The sequence below is a fragment of the Micromonospora phaseoli genome, assembly GCF_900109115.1.
GTDB lineage: Bacteria > Actinomycetota > Actinomycetes > Mycobacteriales > Micromonosporaceae > Micromonospora > Micromonospora phaseoli.
Map to the genome: position 1 here is coordinate 70,650 of NZ_FNYV01000008.1, position 22,003 is coordinate 92,652.

Here is a 22,003-nt window from a genome sequence, read left to right on the forward strand (position 1 = left end):
GGGCGATTCTTCTTCCGCTGTGCCCAGTGCCCCCTCCCGAGCAGGCGGCGACCGGACCGGTGGGCGGCCACCGGTCGCGGCCACGTCACCGGGCAGAAGCGCACAGCGGGAGAGGACGGGGTCCGGCCACGTCGGCAGGCTGAACCTCGCCACTCCCCCGACGCGCTCGCCCGCACGCCGCCGTGACGACGGGGCCGGCGGGGTGGAAGGGGGCCACGTCAACCGCGAAGGAACGAGATGGACGAGTCGAACGTGTTCGCTGATCTGGCGGACGACTGCGCGGAATTCGACCGGCTGCTGGACACGCTGGAACCAGACGACTGGGCCCGACCGACGCCGGCGCCCGGCTGGGAGATCCGGCACCAGGTCGCGCACCTGAGCGCGGTCTTCCGGATGGCGGCGATGGCCGCCTCCGACGGCGAGGCGTTCCGGGCGCTCACGGCGCAGCTCAGTGACGACTTCGACGCCAACGTGGCGGTGGCGCTGTCCCGCTATCTCGACGGCGGCACGGCGGCCCTGCGCGGACGCTGGCGCGAGGAGTGGACCACGGCGGTGGAGGCGCTCGCCGGGGTGCCGGCCGGCCAGGTCGTGCCCTGGCTCGTCCGGCCGCTGCCGGCACCGGTCCTGGCCGCCGCCGGGATGATGGAGCTGTTCGCGCACGGTCAGGACGTCGCCGATGCCCTGGGCCGGACGCCCGAGCGCACCGACCGGATCCGGCACGTGGTCGACTTCGCCGTCCGGACCTGGGACTTCGGCTACCTCAGCCGGGGCCTGGCCCCCGTTGGGCAGGGCTTCCGGTACGAGCTGACCGCGCCCTCGGGCGAGGTCTGGGTGCACGGGCCGCAGGACGCCGAGCTGGTCGAGGGTCCCGCCATCGACCTCTGTCTGCTGGTCACCCGGCGGCGGCACCGGGACGACCTCGGCCTGCGGGCGACCGGGGCCGACGCCGACCACTGGCTGGACATCGCCCAGGCCTACCGTGGCCCGGCTGGGCCGGGCCGACGTCCGGGTCAGTTCACCGCGGGCGCGATCAAGGCACCGGGCGCCGCCGGGCGGGACCGGTGATGGCCGCCGCCGCGCCGGCCGATCCGGCGACCACGGCGACGCTGGAGGCCTTCGCCGACACGATCATCCCCGGCGTGAAGCGCTCGCCCGACGACCGGGCGATCGCCGGTGTCGAGGACGATCCGGGCGCGGTGCAGGCGGGTGCGCTGCAGGTGCTCGCGCATCCCGCGCTGGGGCTGGCCGAGGCGCTGGACGGGATGGCCGGCCTGCTCAACATGCACGCGCAGAACCACGCGCGGGCCGGGCAGCACACCCTGGACCCGGCGGTGCCGCCGTTCGTCGCCCTCGACTTCGACACCCGCACCGCTCTGGTTCAGGAGCTGACCGACCCGTCGCATCCGGAACGGGAGGTGTGGTTCGGCGTCGCCCTGTTCTGCACCATGGCCTTCGACAGCGCCCCGCATCTGCCCACCACCGAGGCGCTCGACCAGGGCCACCCCGGGCTGTCCCTGCTCGGCCTGGGCCGGCCGGACCCCGACGGGCTCTGGCGGTTCCCGCACTTCTCCTACCGGCGGCGGTTGGCCTCCGTGCACCCGCACACCACGGCGACGGGAAGTCCGGCATGACCAGCATCGAGCAGACCGACGTCGTCGTCGTGGGCAGCGGCTTCGGCGGCGCGATCCCGGCGTACCACCTCGCCGCCGGCGGGGCCCGGGTGGTGGTACTGGAACGGGGCCCGTGGCTCGCCAGCGACGAGTTCCAGCACGACTTCCTCCTCGGCTCGTCGTACACCCGGATCTTCGACTTCACCGTCGGCGATGGGATGAGCGTGCTCGCCGGCAACTGCGTCGGCGGTGGCAGCGTCGTCTACTTCGCCACCATGCCGCGCGCCCCTCGGTTCGTCTTCGACCGCACCGGTGGCCTCGGCCGGCGGATGTGGCCTTCCTCGATCGACCGGGACACCCTGGACCCGTGGTACGACGTCGTCAGCGGCGCACTGCCGGTGACCGAGCAGTCCTGGGACGACGTGCCGTTCGCGGGCGGCCTCTTCGCCGCCGCCTGCGCCCGCGCCGGACGTACCGCCAACCCCGTCCCCTCGGCCGTCGACAAGCACCTGTGCACGAACTGCAACTGGATGATGGCCGGTTGCCGGTTCGACGCCAAACGGTCGCTGCTGCTCAACTACCTGCCCGCCGCGCTGGCCCACGGCGCGCGGATCCGGCCCCTGCACGAGGTGCAGCGGCTGACCCGGACTCCGACCGGCGGATACCAGGTCCACTACGACGTCGTCGACGACACCGACTACCGCCGCACCCGGGGCTCCGGCGTCATCGAGGCGAAGATCGTGGTGCTCGCCGCCGGGGCCGGTGCCACCCCGGTCATCCTGCAACGGTCGGCGGCGGCGCTGGGCACGATGCCACCGGCCGTCGGCCGCTACTTCTCCGGCAACGGCGAGCGGTTGAACACCGCCGTGGTGGACGAGGCACGGGCCCGCGACCTGCTCGGGCTCGACCGGGGCGACGGCACCGCGTACGAGGCGCACCAAATCGGGCGGGGCCCGTGCGTGGCCACCTGGGACAAGCTCGACGACTCGTTGCCCGAGTACAGCCGCTTCTCGCTGGAGCAGTTGTACTTCCCGCCCGGCCTGGGCACCGTCCTCGCCCAGGTGCCCGGCGCCACCGGCCCGACCTGGTTCGGCCGGGAGAAGAAGGAGATGCTGCGCCGGTGGCGTTCCTGGCTGACGGTCTTCACCATGAGTGAGGACGACAACGAGGGCGTCTTCGGCGCCCCACCGCAGCGCGGCAACGCCGAGCGGATCGCCCAGCAGATGCTCGGCCGTGGTTCCCTGCGCTACGACCCGACCGAGAACACGCTGCGCGGCTGGGCCGAGTCCGACGCCGAGGTCCGGGACATCCTGGAACGCGACGGCCTGGCCCGGGTCAGGCCGTGGACCAACGACCAGGTGGGTGCCTACACCGTGCACCCGCTGTCGTCCTGCCGCATCGGCGACGACCCGGCGACCTCGGCCCTCGACGACCGGCACGAACTGCGGGACCATCCGGGCATCTTCGTCACCGACGGCTCGGCGGTGCCGGGAGCGTTGACCGTCAACCCCGCCCTGACCATCGCCGCGCTGGCCGAGCGCGCCGTACCCGGTCTGGTGCGCGCGGCCCAGCGGCGGGGCGTCGCCGTCCGGTACGGCGCGCCCAGTCCCGACGGCACCCGAACGAAGGCGGTGCCGCCGCCGCTTGCCGCGTGACGGTCGCCAGAGGAGACGCCATGGGCATCCTGCTCGCCCGGCTGACCAACCGGGTCACCCAGGGCCACATCGAACACCTACGACCCGTCCCGGCGCGGACCGCGCCCCCGCTGGTCCGCCGGGTCTACCGCCAGCTCGCCCGCGAGTTCGGCCTGCTCGCCCCGCCGATCACGCTGCACGCCGCCGCGCCGCCGGTCCTCGGCGCCTGCTGGTTGATGCTGCGCGAGGCGCTGCTCTGCGACGGCCCGGTCGACCGGGACACCAAGGAGGCGGTCGCCGCCGCGGTCTCCCTGGCCAACCGCTGCCCGTACTGCGTCCAGGTGCACGGCAGCGCGCTGCGCGGGCTGCTGCGCGGACCGGATTCCGCCGCGGTGGCCGACGACCGGATCGCCGAGATAGCCGAGCCTCGGCTGCGGGAGATCGCCGCGTTCTTCCGGCACGGCGGCGCCGGGCCGCCGGTGACCACGGCCCGGCTGGACGCCACCGAGCTGGCCCACCTGGTCGGCGTGGCGGTTCTCTTCCACTACCTCAACCGCATGGTGAACGTCTTCGTCGCGCCCTCGCCGCTGCCGGCCGTGCCGTCACCGGCGGCCGGCGCGGTCCGCTGGCTGGCCGCCGTCATGATGGGCCGGCTGGCCCGCCGTGGCGGTGCCCCGGGACGGCAGCTCGACCTGCTCCCGCCGGCGGCCCCGCCGCCGGACCTCAGCTGGGCGCGGCCGGACCCCACGCTGCACGCCGCCTTCGCCCGGGCCTACGCGGCCATCGACGGTGCCGCCGAGCCGGCGGTTCCCTCGTCCGTCCGTCGGCTGCTGCCCGAATTGCTGGCCGGGCAGCGGACGATCACCGACCCCGGCGAGGTGGAGGCGGCGCTGGACGGGCTCCCGGTGCGGGACCGGAGCGCCGGGCGGCTCGCGCTGACCATTGCGTTCTTCTCGTACCGGGTCACCGACCCGATGGTGGCGAGCTACCGGCGGTACGACCCGGCCGACCGCCGCCTGCTGGAGCTGGCCGCCTGGGCCAGCCTCACCGCGGCCCGGGCGGCCGGCCCAGAGCTGCACTCGGCATGGCACGACCCGCCGCCGGCGTGAGTGGGCGTGGGAGCCGTCCGCCGTGCACCGGCGGCTGACGGCGCAGGACGAACGTGGCGGCCCGGGGTACCGGGCCGCCACGTCGGTGTCGGGGGTGTACTCACACGATGTGCACGTGTGGGACGTAGAGGATCCAGCGTCCGCCCTGGGCCACGAAGTGACGCTCCTTGGCCATGATCTCCTCGGCGTGGTTCCAGGCGAAGAGCAGGGCGTAATCGGGGTACGGGTCCGCGAACGCCGCGTGCGGGCGCACCGGGATGTGCATCCCCGGTGACAGCCGGCCCTGCTTCTCCGGGGTGGTGTCGCAGATGAACGGCACCAGGTCGGGCCCGATGCCGCAGAAGTTGGTGACGGTCGCGCTCTTCGAGGTGGCACCGTAGCCGACCACCCGTCGTCCGGCGTCACGCAGGTCGGTCAGCAACGCGACCAGGTCGGCGCCGACGCGTTCGATCTGCCTTGCGAACCGGAGGTACGTGTCGTACTCGCCGATCGCGGTCTGCGCCTCCTCGTCGATCATCCGGCCCACACTGGCGCGGCGAGGGCGGGCACCGGGCCGCGCGACGGTGAAGCGCAGCGAGCCGCCGTGGATCGGGATCCGTTCCACGTCGACCAGCTCGAAGCCGAATCGGGCCACCATCGCGTCCACCGCGCGCACCGAGAACAGGTAGAAGTGCTCGTCGTAGATCTGGTCGAAGTACGCGTACTCCACGATGTCGGCGACGTACCGGTCCTCGAACACGAAGATCCCGTCCGACGTGAGAAGTCGGTCGACCCCCCGGAACACGGTGCCGATGTCGGCGACATGGCTGATGGTGTTGGCCGAGAACACGACCTTGGCCGGCCCCCGCTCGGCGCGGATCGCAGCGGCGGAGACCTCGTCGAAGAAGCCGACCCGGACCTCGGCGCCCCGGGCCACGGCCGTGCGCGCGGCACCGGCCGACGGGTCCACGCCGAGGTGCCGGACACCCGACGCGCCGAGCACGCCGAGCATGGCCCCGTCGTTGCAGCCGATCTCGACGACCAGGTCGGCGCGATCGGTGAGTTCGGTGTCGCGTAGCCAGCCGGCCACCGCCTCGAAGTGCCGGCGCAGGCCGTCCGAGGTGGACGAGCGGTAGGGGTAGTCGGCACGGAACATGTGGTCAGTCGGCATCGCCTCCAGCTGCTGGACCATGGTGCATTCGGCACAGATGCCGACCGCCAGCCGGAAGAACCGCTCCGCGTCGGTCTCGTCCGGCCGGGGAAAGGCGTTGGAGGCCGGTTGCCGGCCAAGATCCATCCATTCACGCACCGGGCCGGCACAGAGCCGGCACGTTGGGGCGACTGACACCAGCTCGGGGCCATTCACGTCGTCGTACTCCTTCCGCCGACCGTCATCGTCGCCAGTACCGCCCGGCCGGGGCACATCCGAGATTGCTCGACCCGGGCCGCCCCGGCAGCCGCGGGCGGGCGTCGATGGCGGCCGGGCTGGTGGGCAAGCAGGGAGATGCCGCCCCCGCCGATCGGCGACAGGATCTGTGGCATCGGGAGAACACGAACCCAGCGCAGCCCAGCTCACCGTTGACAGGCTGCCGGCGGCTGGCGATCCCGAGCACCCTCCCGGTCCGACGCTGCGGCAACAGCGTCGGACCGGGAGTTGATCTTTGTGACGAGGGTGAGGGAACACGCATGTCCAATGCCACACCGTGGGTGAGCCCGGCGGATCCACCGCGCCGGGCGCGGACCGGATCCGGGCGCACCACAGGCCGGACGGGAGAAGTGGCGTGACCGAACCACCCGTGGTCGCGGTCGTCGGCATGGGCTACGTCGGATCGTGTGTCGCGGCGACCCTCGCCGGTCGGGGTCTGTCCGTCGTCGGCGTGGACACCGACGCCGCCCTGGTGGACCAGCTCAACCGTGGCACCACACCGCTCAAGGAACCGGGCCTGACCGATCTGATCGCCGCCGAGGTCGACAGTGGTCGGCTCCGCGCGACCACGGCCGAACGGGCCTGTGCCAGCGCCGACGTCGTCCTGCTCACCGTCGCCACCCCGGTCCGGCAGGACGGATCACTGGCCGACGAACACCTCCGGGCGGCCGCTACGGCGTTGTGCGCGAACCTGCGCTCCGGGCAACTGGTGATCCTCAAGAGCACCGTGCCCCCCGGTACCACCAGGGACGTGGTCCGCCCGTTGCTGGAGGCGAGCGGCCTACGCGCCGGTACGGACTTCGCGCTGGCCTACGCGCCGGAACGGCTCGCCGAGGGTACGGCGCTGCACGACCTGCGTACGCTGCCGGTGGTCGTCGGGGGCTTCGACCCTTACAGCACGCGGCTCGCCGCGGACTTCCTGCACAGCTCGCTCGGCACGCCGACGCTGCCGCAGCAGTCGCTCGAGGCCGCGGAGATCGTCAAGCTGGCCGACAACTGGTGGATCGACCTGAACATCGCCCTGGCCAACGAGCTGGCGATGTTCTGCGACCTGTACGGGGTCGACGTGCTGGACGTGATCACCGCCGCGAACGCGATCCCGAAGGGCGACGGCCACGTCAACATCCTGCGGCCGAGCGTCGGCGTCGGCGGCTCCTGCCTGACCAAGGATCCCTGGATGGTGTGGCAGTCCGCCCGCCGGCACGGGCTGGAAATCACCACCGCGCCGGCCGGGCGCGAGGTCAACCAGCGGATGCCCGGCTACACCGCCCGGCTGATCCTCGACGACCTGGCCGCCCGTGGGGTGCCCCCGGCCGAGGCGACGGTGGCGGTGCTCGGGCTGGCCTTCAAGAACGACACCGGCGACCTGCGGGCCACCCCGACGGAGCCGGTGGTGGCGGCGCTGCGCGCGACCGGCGTCCGGGTCCGGGTGCACGACCCACTGGTCGATCCGGTACGCGCCCACCAGACCTTCGGCCTGCCGGTCACCGCCACCGTCGAGGAGGCGGTACGCGGCGCCCACTGTGTCGCTCTGCTGGCCATGCACCGCGAGTTCCGGGCCCTCGACTTCGCCCGGCTGCCGGTCGCCGAGTCCTGCCTGGTCCTCGACGGACGTGCATACCTGTCCAAGGAGAAGATCGCCATGCTGGAGCGCCTGGGCTACACCTACCGCGGGATCGGGCGGTGAACGGCCCGCGCGTGGTCGTCACCGGCGGCCACGGGTTCGTCGGCAGCCACCTCGCCGACCGCCTGGTCATGGCCGGGGCGGAGGTGACCGTGCTCGACAGTGGCGACCCGCCGGCGCACCTCAACCTGCTGCGCCGGCACGCCCGGCACGTACGCGGTGACGTGCGGGACCCGGACCGGCTGGCCAAGGTGATCACGCGGGGCGTGCAGGTGGTCTACCATCTGGCCGCGGCCGTAGGCGTCGACATGTACCTGGACCGCCCGTTGGAGGTCATCGACGTCAACTTCGTCGGCACGCAACGGGTGCTGGAGCGCGCCACCGAGGTCGACGCGCGGGTGGTCGTCGCCAGCACCAGCGAGATCTTCGGCAAGAATCCGGCGGTGCCCTGGCGTGAGGACGCCGACCGGGTGCTCGGCCCGACAAGTGCCCAGCGGTGGAGCTACTCCAGCAGCAAGGCGCTCGCCGAGCACCTCACCTTCGGGTTCGTGCAGCAGCACGGCCTCGCCGCCGGCGTGGTCCGCTACTTCAACGTCTACGGCCCCCGCCAGCGGCCGGCGTACGTGATCAGCCGCAGCGTGCACCGCGTGTTGAACGGCCGTCCCCCGATCGTCTACGACGACGGCCACCAGACGCGCAGCTTCACCTACGTGGCCGACGCGGTCGAGGGCACCATCCTCGCCGGGGCCAGCGCGCAGACCATCGGCAAGGCGGTCAACATCGGCCACACCCACGAGACCACCGTCGCCGACGCGGTCGCCCTGGTCACCGCCGTGTCCGGAACCCGTGACGGCGCGGTCGCGGTCGACACCGCCGAGCGGCTCGGCGCAAGCTACCAGGACCTGCCGCGGCGGATCCCCGACGCCAGCCGCGCCCGGCTGCTGCTCGGGTGGAGCGCGCGGACCGGCCTCCAGGAGGGGCTGGCCCGCACCGTTTCCTGGGCGAGGGCCAACCCCTGGTGGTTGGCCCTGCCGGACAGCGGTGCCGGCCGATGAGCCCGGAAACCCGGCCGCTGACCGGCGACGAGTACGTCGAGACGCTCCGCGACGGCCGGGCGGTCTACCTGTATGGCGAGCGGATCCGGGACGTGACCCGCCACCCCGCCTTCCACAACCCGATCCGGATGACCGCCCGGCTCTACGACGCGCTGCACTCCGACGAGCACCGATCGGTGCTCACCACCGCCTGCGACGCCCCCGGCAGCCAGGGCTACACGCACTGGTTCTTCACCACCCCACGCAGCGCCGAGGACCTGGTCGCCGCCGAGCGGGCCATCGCCACCTGGGCCCGGATGAGCTACGGCTGGCTGGGGCGCGGCCCGGACTACAAGGCGTCCTTCCTCGGCACGCTGGGCGCCAACGCCGACTTCTACCAGCCCTTCGCCGACAACGCGCGCCACTGGTACCGGCTGTCGCAGGAGCGGGTGCTCTACTGGAGCCACGCCATCGTGCACCCGCCGGTGGACCGGTCACGCCGACCCGACCAGGTCGCGGACGTGTTCGTCCACGTGGAACGGGAGACCGACGCCGGGCTCGTGGTCAGCGGCGCGAAGGTGGTGGCGACCGGGGCCGCCCTGACCCACCACACGTTCGTCGCCCACTACGGCCTTCCCGTGGCCCGGCGGGAGTTCGCGCTGGTCGCGGCCGTGCCGACGGACGCGCCGGGGGTCAAGCTGATCTGTCGTCCCTCGTACGCGGCCACCGCGAACGTGCTGGGCAGCCCGTTCGACTACCCGCTGTCGTCCCGGTTGGACGAGAACGACACGATCCTGGTGCTCGACAAGGTCCTCATCCCGTGGGAGAACGTCTTCGTCTACGGCGACCTGGCCAAGGTCCAGACGTTCGCCGGCCGCTCGGGGTTCACCGAACGGTTCACCTTCCACGGCTGCGTACGCCTCGCGGTGAAGCTGGAGTTCCTGGCCGGCCTGCTGGCCAAGGCGCTGGAGACGACCGGCACCGCGGACTTCCGGGGCGTGCAGAGCCGGCTGGGTGAGGTGCTGGCGTGGCGCAACATGTTCCAGGGGCTGGCCGGCGCCGCGGCCCGCGATCCGGTGCCGTGGCACGACGGCTCCGTCCTGCCCAATCCGCGGTACGGCGCGGCGTACCGGTGGTTCATGCAGGTGGGCTATCCCCGGGTGCGGGAGATCGTGCTGCAGGACGTGGCCAGCGGCCTCATCTACGTCAACTCCGGCGCCGAGGACTTCGCGAATGCCGAGATCCGCCCGTACCTCGACCGGTATCTGCGCGGTTCGCAGGGCATCGAGGCAGTCGAGCGGGTCAAGGTGATGAAGCTGCTGTGGGACGCCGTCGGGTCGGAGTTCGGCGGCCGGCACGAACTGTACGAACGCAACTACGCCGGCAACCACGAGAACACCCGGGTCGAGCTGCTCTCGGCGGCGATCGCCGACGGTGACCTGGCCGGGTGCAAGGCCCTCGTCGACACGTGCCTGGCCGAGTACGACCTGACCGGCTGGCGGGTTCCCGACCTGTCCTCCTACGAGGCTCCGCGCCCGCCGCACTGAACCATCGCAGGCGCCCGAGCGCCGAGGGCAGCGCTCAGCCGTCGACCAGGAGCGCGGCGGCCGCCGCGGCGTCCCCGGCGTCGTGAGCGGCGACCAGGGCGGCGAAGCGATCGGCCGGCATGATCCGTACGCCGAGGGTGGCGGCCTTGTCGGCCTTGCCGCCCGATCCCTCTCCGACCACCACCAGATCGGTGCGAGCGGAGACCGACCCGGAGGCGCTGCCACCCAGCCGTTCCACCGCCTCGTTGCCCTCGGTACGGCTCAGTCCCGGTACGGCGCCGGTCACCACCACCCGCATCGGGGTGCCGTCAGGCCGGCGCAGCAGCCCACCGGCCGCGTCGACCGGGGCGGGTCCGGTTCCGGCTCCCGCCGGTGGCGCGGCGGCCGGTTCGACCATGTTGACCCCGCGCCCGGCCAGCCGGTCGATCAGCGGGGCCAGCTCCACGAGGTCGGCGACGATGGTGGCGGCCCGCTCCGGACCGATCCCGTCCACCTGCTGCAACTCGTCCACGCCGGCGTCGAGCAGGGCCCGCATCGTGCCGAAGTGCCGGGCCATCCGCCGCGACAGGGCCCGCCCGGTCATCCGTACGCCGAGCCCGATGAGCACCCGGGACAGCGGGCGGCGGGCCGATGCCTGGATGCTGGCGACGAGCTTGGCCGCCGAGATCTCGCCCATCCGCTCCAGGGTGACCAGCCGTGCTGCGTCGAGGTCGTACAGATCGGCCGGGTCGGTGACCATCCCGGCGGCCACCAGGGATTGGATGATCTTGCCGCCGAGCCCGTCGATGTCCATCGCGTCGCGGGTCACGAAGTGCGCCAACGCCTCGTGGGCGCCGCAGGCCCGGCCCGCCGCGCACCGCCACCGCTTCTGCGAGCGGTCCAGCGGGCCGCCGCACCGCGGGCAGGTCACCGGCGGCTGGTACGGCGTGGAGGCCGGATCACGGCGTTCGAGCATCGCCCCGGTGATCTCCGGGATGACGTCGCCGGCACGACGGACGAAGACGATGTCGCCCACCCGGACGTTGCGCCGGGCCAGGTCGTCGAAGTTGTGGAGCGTCGCCGAGGTGACGGTGACCCCGCTGATCTGCACCGGCTCCAGCACGGCCACCGGCGTGACCACACCGGTCCGGCCGATCTGCACCTCGATGCCGAGCAGCGTGGTGGTCCGGGTGTCCGCGGGGAACTTGCAGGCGATGCCCCACCGCGGTGCCCGACTCGACGAGCCGGCCAGTTCCCGGTCCCGTGGCCGGTCCGCCTTGACCACCGCGCCGTCGACGCCGTACCCGAGGGTGCCGCGCGCGACCCGCAGCGACTCGACCGCCGTCACCGCCTCGTCGATGGTGGCGCAGACGGTCATGCCGCCGGTGGCCGCGGTGGAGGTGACACCGAGCTCCGCCAGGGCGGCCATCTCCACCGAGTGCGGCGGCGGGCCGTCGGCCGCCGCGCAGACCGGGCCGCGTACGTCGTAGGCGATGAAGGACAGCGGTGCGTCGTAGGCGCGGCCCTCGGCCCGCAGCGTGCCGGCGGCAGCGCTGCGGGGATGCGCGAACGGAGGTTCGCCGTGCCCGGTGCGCAGCTCGTTGGCCACCACGAAGTCCGCGTCGGTCATGAAGACCTCACCACGGATCTCGACGGTCAGCGGCCGGTCGAGCTGCCCGGGCAGGCCGGCGGCGCGGCGGGCCTGACCGGTCACGTCCTCACCCGCCCGCCCGTCGCCCCGGGTGGCGACCCGGCTCAGGCGACCGTCGACGTACCAGGCCGCGATCGCCAGGCCGTCGATCTTCGGCTCGACGACGAACGCGTCGGCGGGCCGGCTGAGCAGCCGCTCCAGCCGGCCCGCCCAGCGCCGCAGTTGCTCCTCACCGAAGACGTTGTCCAGGCCGAGCATCGGCTCGCTGTGCTCGATCTCGCCGCCGGCCGCGACACCGGCGGCGACCAACTCGGTCGGCGAGTCCGCCGGCTTCCACCGCGACTCGCGGGCCTCGGTGGCCGCGATCCGGGCCAGCAGGGCGTCGTAGGCGGCGTCGTCCATCAGCAGATCGCTGCCGTTGTGGTACTTCGCGGCGGCGGCCCGGGCGGCGGCGAGAGCCTCGACGTAGGCGGACCGCTCGGTGAAGGGGGTGGCCGCCTCGGCGTCCACGATCGGGGTGTCGGTCATGGTCGGCGGCTGCCTCCTGCGTCGGCCGTCGGCCCGCCCAATGGCGACGAACGTCCACCGGGCGGGCCGAGGAGAGCGGCGAACTTCTACCGTCGGTTCCGGGCGTCCCCGGCAAGGCTCTCGAGGACCGGCACGACGTCGTTCGGGCTGGGCATGGCCCGCCAGACATCATAGATCGCCTCGGCGCCCCGCCGGTAGGACGCATCGTCGAGCACGGTCCGGATCGCCTCGCGCAGCTCCGTCACCGACTGCGTCTGGTGGTCCAGCCGCACGCCTGCGCCCCGGGAGACGACGTAGTTCGCCACCGGGGTCGCCTCGAGCTTCTTGGCCGGCATCACCCAACGCACGGCGGGCCGCTGCTCGCGGGCGTCCAACTCGCGTACGCCGTACTCGACGCCGGAGCGGTAGATGCCGGTCTCGTCGGTCAGCTCCTCCGCGGTTTCCTCCTCCATCCGCAGCATGATCGATTCCCGGGTGTCGCAGACGAGCTGCGGCACCCGCGCGGCGACGGCCGCCTGGAAGGTACCCAGACCACCGTGGTGGATGACCGCCGCGCAGGTCGGCAGGATCAGGTTGAGCGGCAGGTAGTCCATCGTGCGCACGTTCGGCGGCGGGATGCGCCCGTCCAACTGCACGTCGTTGAGGGTGGCGACGACCTCGACGTCGAGGTCGGCCAGGGCCTCCAGCAACATCGGGGTGCGGTTCCAGTCGCCCCGGATAAAACGCCGGTAGGACTCGCCGAGGGTCAGGCAGATCCTCGGCCGCTCGGCCGGCTCCCGCAGCCAGTCCGGCACCGGGGCCGCGCCGTTGTAGGGCACGTACCGCAGGGGCACCTTGCGGGTCCGGGTCGGCAGCTCCAGTCCGGGCGGCGCGGTGTCCAGGGTCCACTGCCCGACCAGCAACTCGTCATCGATCTCCACGCCGTACCGGTCGGCCAGCGGGCGGACCATCGTGGCCAGCGGATTCTCGTCGAGACCGGCGGCGACGAGGGCCTGTCGGCCGGCGGCGAGACGGTCGAGGCTCCAGCCCGCCGGGTCGTAGGCGAACACGAGCCGGGCGTGCGCCGCCCCGCTGACCCGGGCCGCGACCGCGCCGGCCGCCTGGGTGAGATCCCAGATCACCAGATCCGGGCGCCAGGTGCGGGCAAAGTCGATGAGGGCGTCGGCCTCCGGACGGTCCGGACGCAGGTAGTCGGCGGTCGGGGTCAGCAGGTACTGGAAGAAGAGGTACCAGTACTCGCGCTCCTCCGGGTGCAGGCCGAGCACTTCGGCGTACCGCGCCGCCTCCACGTGCCCCTTCGGCTCCAGCGGGTCGTCGCTGACCCGGGCGGTCCAGACCGCGTCACCCAGCGGCACCGGGGTCAGCCCGGTGGCCGCGATCTGGTCGGTGAAGGCAGCCGGGGAAGCCAGCCGCACCTCATGGCCGGCGCTCTGCAGCGCCCAGGCCGTGGGCACCATGGGGTACAGGTGGGCGATCGACGGGTCGATGGCGAACAGGACGCGCATGTCTCTCCCTCGCTAGCGGGCGGGTCGGAACGTGGGAACGGGGGACGGTTCGGTGCCGGGACGGCCCGCTGGTCGGCGCACGCCGACCAGCAGGGGCCGTCCGGCGAGGCCGGTGGCGAGGAAATCGGCGCCGCACCCCGCCGCCGCCAGCGCGTTCAGATGCTCGCGCCGGCCGAACGCGTGCAGCGTCCGGACCTCGGCGGCGTGCCGGACACCGTCGCCCTCGGCCAACAGGACGTGCCGTTCGACGCGGTGGGCGCCGTCGCGGGGCGCGCCCCGCGACACCCGCACGAGCGTGCGGCCGTCGTCGCCACGGCTCAATCCGTCGCTGGCCGTGCGGCGGATCGCCACGTCGGGCATCCAGAACGGGGCGAGCAGGAGAAGCCCTCCGGTGTCCAGCAGCCCGGCCAGCGTCCGCAGCACCTCGCGGTAGCCGACGAGCGGGAGCTCGGCCAGCCCGTCGTGCAGACAGGCGACCACGTCGTAGCGGCGGCCCAGGTCGAGCCCGGTCAGGCGCGCCTGGTGGATCGTGGTGCCGGGCGACGACCGCCGGGCGAGGACCGCCGTCGCGTCGTCGACAGCGACGCCCTCGACGAGGGCGATGTGCTGGCCCAGCGCCCGCAGCCGCTCGCCCGCGCCGCACCCCACCTCGATCAGCGAGCCGGCCCGCGGGTGGCGGGCCTGGATGATGCGCAGCACGGTCAGGGCCTCGGCCACGGGGTCGCGGCTGTCGTCGGCGTGGAGCAGGTCGTGGTACGTGGACTCCGCCTCCACGGGCATCGTCACCTCCGGTCGGATCGGCCCGGTACGCCTCGCGGAGCCGCGGTCGTACCGGCGCAGGGTGGTCTCGCCCGTCGGTGCGGGCATGATCGGCGCTGCCGCTCAGGCGGGCAGCGCGCGGTCCAGGGTGTCGCGGTAGTCGTCGACCAGGCCGCCCACCGTGGCGGCGCGGAACTGGCTGCGGCGGTAGCCGACGCTGCCGACGATGCCGCCGGCCGCGTCGAACTCGACCGCCCAGAGCGCGCCGTCCGGGATCTGCGAGCCGAGCTCCTGCGACCGCAGTCGCCGCCGCATGGCGCGGTAGGTGAGGTCGCCGATGCGCTCGTCGACGGCCATGAACGGGGACTGGACCAGTTGGAACACGCAGGACGCGTGTTCCTCGCCGGCCGCGGCACCCATCAGGGCGGGTGCCTCGGTCAGCAGGTCGACGAAGGGGATCTCGTGGCGGTAGGCCGCCACGCAGGTGGCCCTGACCCGGTCCACCAGGTCGGCGAAGCGGTCACCCGACGGCGTGGCGACCCGTAGCGGCAGCAGGTTGAAGAACGAGCCGACCATGTCGAGCGTCCAGGCGGGACGGCGTCCCGGGGTGAAGGTCGGCATGACCACCTCGTCGAGCCCGGTGGCGGCGGCGAGCTGCCGCACGTACGCCGCCGCCAACACCATGAAGGGCGTGCAGCGCCGGTCGGCCGCGTACGCCTGCACCCGGCGGCGCAGGTCGTCGTCGTACCGGAAGCGGTACCACGCGGTGCCGTCGGCCTGTCGCCGCCCACGCGGCCAGTCCAGCGCTATCGGTGTGACCGCCGCCCCGGCCAGGTGGTCGCGCCAGTACCGGCGGGCGGCGGCGACGGCCGGAGCGTCGGCCGCCTGCCGCTGCCACCGCACGTAGTCCTGGTACTGGCGCACCTCGGGCAGTTCGGCAGTGCGGCCGAGGCGTCGCGCGCGGTAGCAGAGCGCCAGGTCGCGCAGCACCACCTGGATCGACCAGCCGTCGACACCGGTGTGGTGGGCGGCGAGCACGAGCACGGCATCGTCACGGTCGAACCGCCCCAGGTACGCCCGCAGGCTCGGGCACAGCGCCATCGGTACCGGCCGGGACTCCACCTCGTTGAGCAGGATCTCCGCGACCTGTTCCCGGTCCGTGCCGGTGCCCGGCAGCGCCTCGACGTCCAGGCTCGGCTCCTGGGGCGGGCGGACCCGCTGGTGCGGGTCACCGGGATCCCGGACGATCGACGTCCGCAGCGACTCGTGCCGCGCGACCACGTCGGCGAGGGCGGTCCGCAGCACCGCGACATCGAGCGGCCCGGTGATCCGCCACCCGCCGACGATGGTGTAGCGCGGCCCGAACGGTCCCGACTCGTCGCCGCTGTCGACCATGCGGAGAAACTCCTGTTGCCGGGAGAGCGCGAACCGCCGCGCCGGGCCGGAGAGCGGCTCGGGTCGTTGCGCGCCGGCGGTCGGGAGATCCTCCGGAAGGGTCCACAACGACGGCGTCGGGCCGGGCTCATCGCGCGTCATGCCCCGCCTCTCGCGGTGCCGGCGCGCCAGCCGTCGCCGAGGGCTCGGGCCGGCGCCACCGCATCCCGTCGGCTGACGGGACGAGCCCGCCCGGACGGATCGGCCGTTGGTCGTCGACATTGCCGCCCAGCGCCGCCTGGGTCTGCATCCGGACCCCCTCCTTGAGGACGTCCTTGAGTAGGGCGGCCCCCAGCAGGTCGCGGTCCTCCCCCGGCACGGCGACGGGGCTCTGCACGACGTCGGTCAGCTCCTGGAACGCCTCCCTGCGCTCCCGCAGGTAGCCGTCGGGGTCGAGCAGCGCACCCTCGCCCGAACCCCCGCCACCGACGAGCCGCACGAAGGCCTGCACCGCGCTGGCGACACCGTCGTCGTTAAGGCGCTTGGCGGTCCAGAAGTACGAGTCCTCGTCCTGATGCGTGTCGTAGAACGCGACGAGGAAGTCGTGGAACAGGGCGTACTCGCGGCGGTAGCGCGCCTCGAACTCCTGGAGGACGCTCGGCTCGTCCAGCTCTGCGGCCAGGCAGCTGTTGATCGAGCGAGCGGCCAGCAGGGCGCTGAACGTGGCCAGGTGCACGCCGGAGGAGAAGACCGGGTCGATGAAGCAGGCCGCGTCGCCGACCAGCAGCATGCCGGGTCGGGTGAAGGTGTCGTGGATGTACGAGTAGTCCTTGCGTACCCGCACCTCGCCGTAGGGCCCGTCGGTCACCCGGGTCGCCTCGGCCAGGTACTCGGCGATCAGCGGGCACTCGCTGACGAGCTGGCGCAGCACCGTCTCCCGGTCGCCCTCCCGGACCCGGTCCAGCGCCTCCGGCCGCAGGACGGCACCGACGCTGGTGAGGCTGTCGCCCAGCGGGATGTACCAGAACCAGCCGCTGGGGAAGGCGACGGCGAGGATGTTGCCGCTGTTGGGCTCGGGGAGCCGCTTGCCGCCCTCGAAGTAGCCGAACAGGGCGAGGTTGCGGAAGAAGTCCGAGTAGTGCCGTGCGCCCCCGATCCGGTGGTGGATGCGGCTGCGGTGGCCGGACGCGTCCACCACGTACCGGCTGCGCAGTTCCCGGCGTACGCCGTCCTCGTCGTCGAAGCGGACGCCGCACACCCGCTCCCCCTGCTCCAGCACGTCCACCACCGCGCACCGCTCGCGCACCGTCACGCCCTTGCGCCGGGCGTTGTCGAGCAGGATCTGGTCGAACTTCATCCGCTCGACCTGGTACGCGGTCGCGCCGTCGCTGGCGAAGCGGGGTGAGATCGCGAAGGCGAACGTCCACGGCTCCGGGTTGCGGCCCCAGCGGAACGTGCCGCCCCGCTTGACGGGGAAGCCGGCGCGGGCCAGCTCGTCCGCCACGCCGGTCAACCGGCAGACGCCGTGGACGGTCGAGGGCAGCAGCGACTCCCCGATCTGGTACCGGGGGAATGTCTCCCGCTCCAGCAGCAGGACCCGGTGCCCCTGCATCGCCACCAGGGTGGCGACCGTCGAGCCGGCCGGTCCGCCGCCGACCACGACCAGGTCGTAGTCGAATTCGTCGTTGGTCACGTCACGTCCTCCAGGATTGCTCTGGTTCGTCCGGATCACCGCAGGACCACCCGGGCGCGCAGCACGGCGTCGAGCAGTTCGCCGCGGCTCAGCGCGGTCGCCACGGCGGCGAGGTCGTCGGCCATGTAGCGGTCCTCGCGGAGGGTGGGTGCGAGGGAGCGGGTGAGGTCGTAGGCGGCGCGGCCGGCCGGGCCCAGCCCCTCGGCGCGGCCGGCCACGTCGACCGCCTGGGCGGCGGCCAGCAACTCCACCGCCAGGATGGTGTCGTTGTTCGTCAGGACCCGGCGGGCGTTGCGGGCGCTGATCAGGCCCATGCTCACGATGTCCTGGTTGTCGCCGTTGGACGGGATGCTGTGGATGCTGGCCGGGCCGATCGTGCGGTTCTCCGCGACCAGCGCCGTGGCCGGGTACTGGGCGCCGGCGAAGCCGCTGTTGAGCCCCGGCTCGCCGAGCACCAGGAACTCCGGCAGGCCGTAATTGAGATGTCGGTTGAGCAGCCGGTTCGTCCGCCGCTCGGAGAGCACTCCGAGCTGGGTCAGCGCGATGGTCACGTAGTCCATCGCGAAGGCGACCGGCTGGCCGTGGAAGTTGGCCCCGTGGAAGACCTCTCCGCTGCCGAAGAAGAGCGGGTTGTCGTTGGCCGAGTTGAGCTCGATCTCGACGGTCGCGCGGGCGTGGGCCAGGGTGTCCCGGACCGCGCCCAGCACCTGCGGGACCGCGCGCAGCGAGTACGCCTTCTGCAGGTAGATGTCGGTACGCTGGACCGCCTGCTCGTGCTGCCACTCCTCGGCGACCTGCTGGCGCAGGGCGGTGTGGGTGACGGTGAGCGTGCTGCCGTCGAGCAGGGCCCGCATGTTCGCCGCGGAGTCGATCTGGCCCGGGTGGGGACGAGCCAGATCGTGCCCCTCGGCGAGGAACGGACCGGTCGACCCCCGCAGGGTCTCGATCACCAGCGCGGCCACGATCTCGGCCTGGCGGACCTGTTCGGCCGCCCGGCCGAGCACCAGGGCACCGAGCCCGGTCATCGCGGAGGTGCCGTTGATCAGGGCGAGACCCTCCTTGAAGCGCAGCTCCAGCGGCTCGATGCCGTACTCCCACAGCACCCCGGCGGTCGGCACCCGCTGGCCGTCGCGCAGCACGTAGCCCTCGCCGAGCAGGGTGCTGGCGAGGTGTGACAGCGGCGCCAGGTCACCGCTGGCGCCCAGCGAGCCGATCTCGGGGATGGCCGGGATGATGCCGAGGTTCAGGTACATCTCGAGCCGGGTGATCAGTTCCGAACGGACGGCGGAGTAGCCCTTGGCCAGGGCGTTAAGCCGGGCGGCGAGGATCGCCCGAGCCTCCACCTCGGAGAAGTGCGGCCCGACTCCGGCGCTGTGGCTGCGGATCAGGTTCGTCTGGAGCTCCACCTCCTTGGGGTGGTCCACCAGCATGTAGATCATCTCGCCGTACCCGGTCGTCACGCCGTACACCGGCACGCCCTGCCGGACAATGTCCTCGAACCGCTGCCGGCTGGCCGCCGCGCGGACCAACGACGCCGCCGGCACCACGCAGGGCATCCCCCGCTCGGCCACCTGCCGGACTCCGTCCACCGTGAGTCCGGCACCGTCGAGGACCACCGGCGTCGCGCCGCTGTCGATGTCAGCCATGCTCGTCTTCCGTTCGTCGTGGGCGGCCGGCGGACCCGGCCCGTCCGGGGTCGTCGGCGACGGTGCGGGGATCGGGCAGCCGGGCCCGGTCGACCTTGCCGGCGGGGTTGCGGGGGATCCGGTCGAGCGAGACGAAGGAGGTGCGGTGACTCACCGGCCCGTGGCGCCGGCGCAGCAGCCCGCGCAACTGCGGCACCACCACCGACAGCTCCACGTCTGCGCGTAGGGCCACGAAGGCGACCAGCCGGCTGACCAGGCCGTCCGGGTCGGTCACCGGCGACACGGCGCAGTCGGCGACCAGTGGATGCTCCGCCAGCCCCGCCTGCACCGCCGCGAGTTCGAGCCGGTGACCGGCGAGTTTGACCTGGTGGTCGCGACGGCCGAGGTATTCCAGCTCGCCGTCGAAACGGCGGCGACCGAGGTCACCGGTGCGGTAGCAGCCGGCCGCCGGGTCGGCGGTCGCGGGCAGGCCGGGCAGCGGACGGAACGACGCGTCGTCGGGGCCGGCGCCGGCCTCGACCGGAAGGTAGGCCGGGCCGGCGTAGCGGCTGCGGACCACGATCTCGCCGGGCACCCCGGCCGGGCAGTGCCGGCCCCGTCCGTCGACGACCAGGACCTGCCGGCCGGGTATCGACCGGCCGATCGGGACACGTTCACCGGGGACCGGTGCCACGATCTCGTACACGCTGGCCGCGACCGTCTCGGTCGGGCCGTACAGGTTCCACAGCCGGACGCCGGTGAGCGCCTGGCGCAGCCGGTTCGCCAGACCCGCGGCGACCGCCTCACCGATCAGGAACAGGTGTGCCAGCCGGGCCGGAACGCTGCCGTCCCGCTCGATCACCCCGACCAGCTCGCGGGCGAAGCTGGGCACCGTCTGCACCATCGTGATGCCCTCGCTGTCCAGCCAGCGGACGAAGCGCTCCGGGTGCACGCGCACCCGCTGCGGCACCGGGACCAGGGTCGCGCCGGAGGTGAGCGCCGCGAAGACCTCGCACAGCGACGGGTCATGCGTGACGGCCGCCCACTGCGCGACGCGGGCTCCCGGTCGCAGTTGCGCGGTGCGCGCCAACCAGAGGGCGAACTGCGCCAGCGCCGCGTGGGTCTGCACCACCCCCTTCGGCCGCCCGGTCGACCCGGCGGTGAACGCGACGTAGGCCGCCGCCGTCGGCGCGGCAGGCGACGGTGTGGGCGGTGCAGCGGACGAGAGTGGCACCGACCCGGCCGCGAGCACCAGCCCACCTCGGGCGATGCGGAACCATTCGGCGAGCGGTTCGCCGGTCGCGTCGTCGCCGACCAGCAGGATGGCGGGGCGCAGGTCGGCCAGGAGCGTCTGGACCCGGTCCCCCGCGTCGGTCGGGTCCAGCCAGGTGATGTGGCCCCCGGCGTGGAGCACGGCCAGCGATGCCCGTACCAGTGCCGGCCCCATCGGCAGGCGCAGCGCCACCGCGCGGCCGGCGACCGGAGCCTGGGCGTTCAGCCAGGCCGCCAGCTCCGACGCCTCGGCGGCCAGCTCCGCGTACGTCAGGTTGCCCGTCTCGCCCCGGACGGCCACCGCGTCCGGGAAGCGCTCCTGGCACCGGTGGATCAGCTCGGTCACCGGTCGGGGCGTCGGCACCGCCGTGGCGTCGGCGGCGCGGATCGTCGCGGCCCGGTGTGCGGCGTCCTCCAGCGGTAGCTCGGTGAGCGGGAGGTCGGGGTCGCGCAGCGCCACGGTCAGCAGGGTGCGGAGCTGCCCGAGGAAGCCCTCGATCCACCGACGGCCGATCCGGTCGGCGGGGGACACGAGCGTGCCGGTGAGGGTCCCGCTGGTGGGCCCGACAGTGAGGAGCAGGTCGACGGGGAGCGCCAGGACCTGCGACGGCAGCGCCACGACCTCGGTGCCGGCCAACCGCAGCGGGGCCGGCACCGCGACGGCGAGCACGGTGGCGCGCGGCCCGCCGCCGTGCTCCGGGCCGTCTGCGCGAACCAGCCACCGCGAAGGCGACGGGGGGCGCCGCCGGGCGGCGTGCCGGCGGCGCGCCATCCGCCGCAGGTACGCCCGGAAGGTCCCCGCGTCGCCGACCCGCCCGTCGACCGGCGACAGGGTGGTCATCGGGCCGACGACCCGTTCCTGCCCCGGCTTCCTCAGGTCGTCCGCGACGGCGATGGGCACGCCGTCGTCCTCGCGGTGCCGGGCCAGCACGAGGTGGCAGGCGGCCAGCAGCACCGTGTCGACGGTGGTGCCCTCCCGCAGGGCGAGGTCCCGGACGGCCCGCCCGAGGTCCGGCCCCCAGTCGAAGGCCACCTCGCCGGCGGCGACGAGCGCGGCGGCATCCCGTGGTGGGGCGGCGCGGACCGGCGTGATCCCGGCGGCCTCGCCGTACGCCGTCGAGAGCTCCGCGGCCAAGGCCGACATCGACCTGGGGTCTGCCACGGCCAGGTGCGCGCTGAGCACGACGCGGTGGTGCCGGGCGGTGACCGGGTACACGGTCAGCTGCGCGAGCGGGCCGGTGTCGAGGTCGCCGGGAGCGGTCGGGGTGGCGTCGTGCCCGTGCACCGCGAAGGAGTCTGGGTGCGCCGGGCCGCCCGACGAGACGGGCGGTCCGTCCACTGTGTTCGGTGGTGTGCGCAGCGCCGCGTGCCGGTCGAGCACCAGTTGCCAAGCGGCCCGCAGGGCGTCGAGGTCGAGCGGACCGCTGACCCAGTACGACCTGCGCAGGGCCGGCGGGTCGCCCGGGCGCAGTCGGTCGAGCAACCGGACCGCCTTGCGCACCTCGGCGGAGACCGGGTCCAGGTCGATGGGCGGCACCGGCTGCGGCGCGGGGACGTGGATCGTCACGCAGCAAGTCTCGGCAAGCGCCGTCGGGCGGGCATCTCTCGACGTGCGCGGCGGCGACCGCTGCCGGCCGGGTGGCCGGAGGACGCG

The 22,003-nt window shown here is 73.4% G+C and carries 15 protein-coding genes; 7 read left to right on the forward strand and 8 right to left on the reverse strand.

The genetic code is table 11. The features are described 5' to 3' along the window. Positions 1–237: 237 nt before the first annotated feature. Genes BMY89_RS20310 through BMY89_RS20325 form a run of 4 tightly spaced genes read left to right on the forward strand, consistent with a single transcriptional unit; the run spans position 238 to position 4,353 of the window. Complete coding sequence (locus tag BMY89_RS20310; protein ID WP_092381614.1) at positions 238–1,065, forward strand: TIGR03084 family metal-binding protein; 828 nt, start codon at positions 238–240, stop codon at positions 1,063–1,065. Continuing rightward, entirely contained in the window at positions 1,065–1,631 is a 567-nt protein-coding gene (locus BMY89_RS20315) for a DUF5987 family protein (RefSeq protein WP_092381615.1), read from the forward strand. The genes BMY89_RS20310 and BMY89_RS20315 overlap by 1 nt, the downstream gene beginning before the upstream one ends. Further along, positions 1,628–3,265, forward strand: a complete 1,638-nt coding sequence (locus BMY89_RS20320; RefSeq protein ID WP_092381616.1) for a GMC family oxidoreductase N-terminal domain-containing protein — start codon at positions 1,628–1,630, stop codon at positions 3,263–3,265. The genes BMY89_RS20315 and BMY89_RS20320 overlap by 4 nt, the downstream gene beginning before the upstream one ends. 20 nt (positions 3,266–3,285) lie before the next feature. Then, on the forward strand, positions 3,286–4,353 hold the full coding sequence (locus BMY89_RS20325) for a carboxymuconolactone decarboxylase family protein (protein WP_092381617.1): 1,068 nt from the start codon (positions 3,286–3,288) through the stop codon (positions 4,351–4,353). Between the two features lie 100 nt (positions 4,354–4,453). On the opposite strand, the gene BMY89_RS20330 is transcribed toward BMY89_RS20325, so the two are convergent. Further along, the gene (locus BMY89_RS20330; protein ID WP_269766878.1) at positions 4,454–5,698 is read right to left on the reverse strand and encodes a class I SAM-dependent methyltransferase; all 1,245 of its coding nucleotides are present in this window, start codon (positions 5,696–5,698) and stop codon (positions 4,454–4,456) included. Between the two features lie 415 nt (positions 5,699–6,113). Here BMY89_RS20330 and BMY89_RS20335 point away from each other — a divergent pair, with 415 nt between their 5' ends. The 3 genes from BMY89_RS20335 to BMY89_RS20345 are packed head-to-tail and all read left to right on the forward strand — an operon-like array spanning position 6,114 to position 9,963. Then, the gene (locus BMY89_RS20335) at positions 6,114–7,445 is read left to right on the forward strand and encodes a nucleotide sugar dehydrogenase (RefSeq protein ID WP_175510394.1); all 1,332 of its coding nucleotides are present in this window, start codon (positions 6,114–6,116) and stop codon (positions 7,443–7,445) included. After that, positions 7,442–8,437, forward strand: coding sequence for an NAD-dependent epimerase/dehydratase family protein (locus tag BMY89_RS20340; RefSeq protein WP_092381619.1), 996 nt, complete (start codon positions 7,442–7,444; stop codon positions 8,435–8,437). Before BMY89_RS20335 ends, BMY89_RS20340 begins: the two co-directional genes overlap by 4 nt. Next, positions 8,434–9,963: a 4-hydroxyphenylacetate 3-hydroxylase family protein gene (locus BMY89_RS20345; RefSeq protein ID WP_092381620.1), complete on the forward strand. Its 1,530-nt coding sequence runs from the start codon at positions 8,434–8,436 to the stop codon at positions 9,961–9,963. The genes BMY89_RS20340 and BMY89_RS20345 overlap by 4 nt, the downstream gene beginning before the upstream one ends. 34 nt (positions 9,964–9,997) lie before the next feature. Here the strand turns inward: BMY89_RS20345 and ligA are convergent, their stop codons facing one another. The 7 genes from ligA to BMY89_RS20380 form a co-directional block, all read right to left on the reverse strand. Next, positions 9,998–12,121 (reverse strand): NAD-dependent DNA ligase LigA, encoded by a 2,124-nt coding sequence (ligA, locus tag BMY89_RS20350; protein ID WP_092381621.1) that lies wholly within the window; start codon positions 12,119–12,121, stop codon positions 9,998–10,000. An 86-nt stretch (positions 12,122–12,207) separates the two neighbouring features. Then, positions 12,208–13,626: a nucleotide disphospho-sugar-binding domain-containing protein gene (locus BMY89_RS20355; protein WP_092381622.1), complete on the reverse strand. Its 1,419-nt coding sequence runs from the start codon at positions 13,624–13,626 to the stop codon at positions 12,208–12,210. A 12-nt stretch (positions 13,627–13,638) separates the two neighbouring features. After that, entirely contained in the window at positions 13,639–14,493 is an 855-nt protein-coding gene (locus tag BMY89_RS20360; protein ID WP_092381623.1) for a class I SAM-dependent methyltransferase, read from the reverse strand. 15 nt (positions 14,494–14,508) lie between these two features. After that, the gene (locus tag BMY89_RS20365; protein WP_092381624.1) at positions 14,509–15,921 is read right to left on the reverse strand and encodes a condensation domain-containing protein; all 1,413 of its coding nucleotides are present in this window, start codon (positions 15,919–15,921) and stop codon (positions 14,509–14,511) included. Next, complete coding sequence (locus BMY89_RS20370; protein ID WP_092381625.1) at positions 15,908–17,452, reverse strand: tryptophan 7-halogenase; 1,545 nt, start codon at positions 17,450–17,452, stop codon at positions 15,908–15,910. The genes BMY89_RS20365 and BMY89_RS20370 overlap by 14 nt, the downstream gene beginning before the upstream one ends. Positions 17,453–17,487: 35 nt before the next feature. Then, positions 17,488–19,098 carry a tyrosine 2,3-aminomutase gene (cmdF, locus tag BMY89_RS20375; protein ID WP_092381626.1) on the reverse strand — a complete coding sequence of 537 codons (1,611 nt, stop codon included), beginning with the start codon at positions 19,096–19,098 and terminating at the stop codon, positions 17,488–17,490. Continuing rightward, positions 19,091–21,916, reverse strand: coding sequence for an AMP-binding protein (locus tag BMY89_RS20380; protein ID WP_170147763.1), 2,826 nt, complete (start codon positions 21,914–21,916; stop codon positions 19,091–19,093). Before BMY89_RS20380 ends, cmdF begins: the two co-directional genes overlap by 8 nt. Between the last annotated feature and the right edge of the window lie 87 nt (positions 21,917–22,003).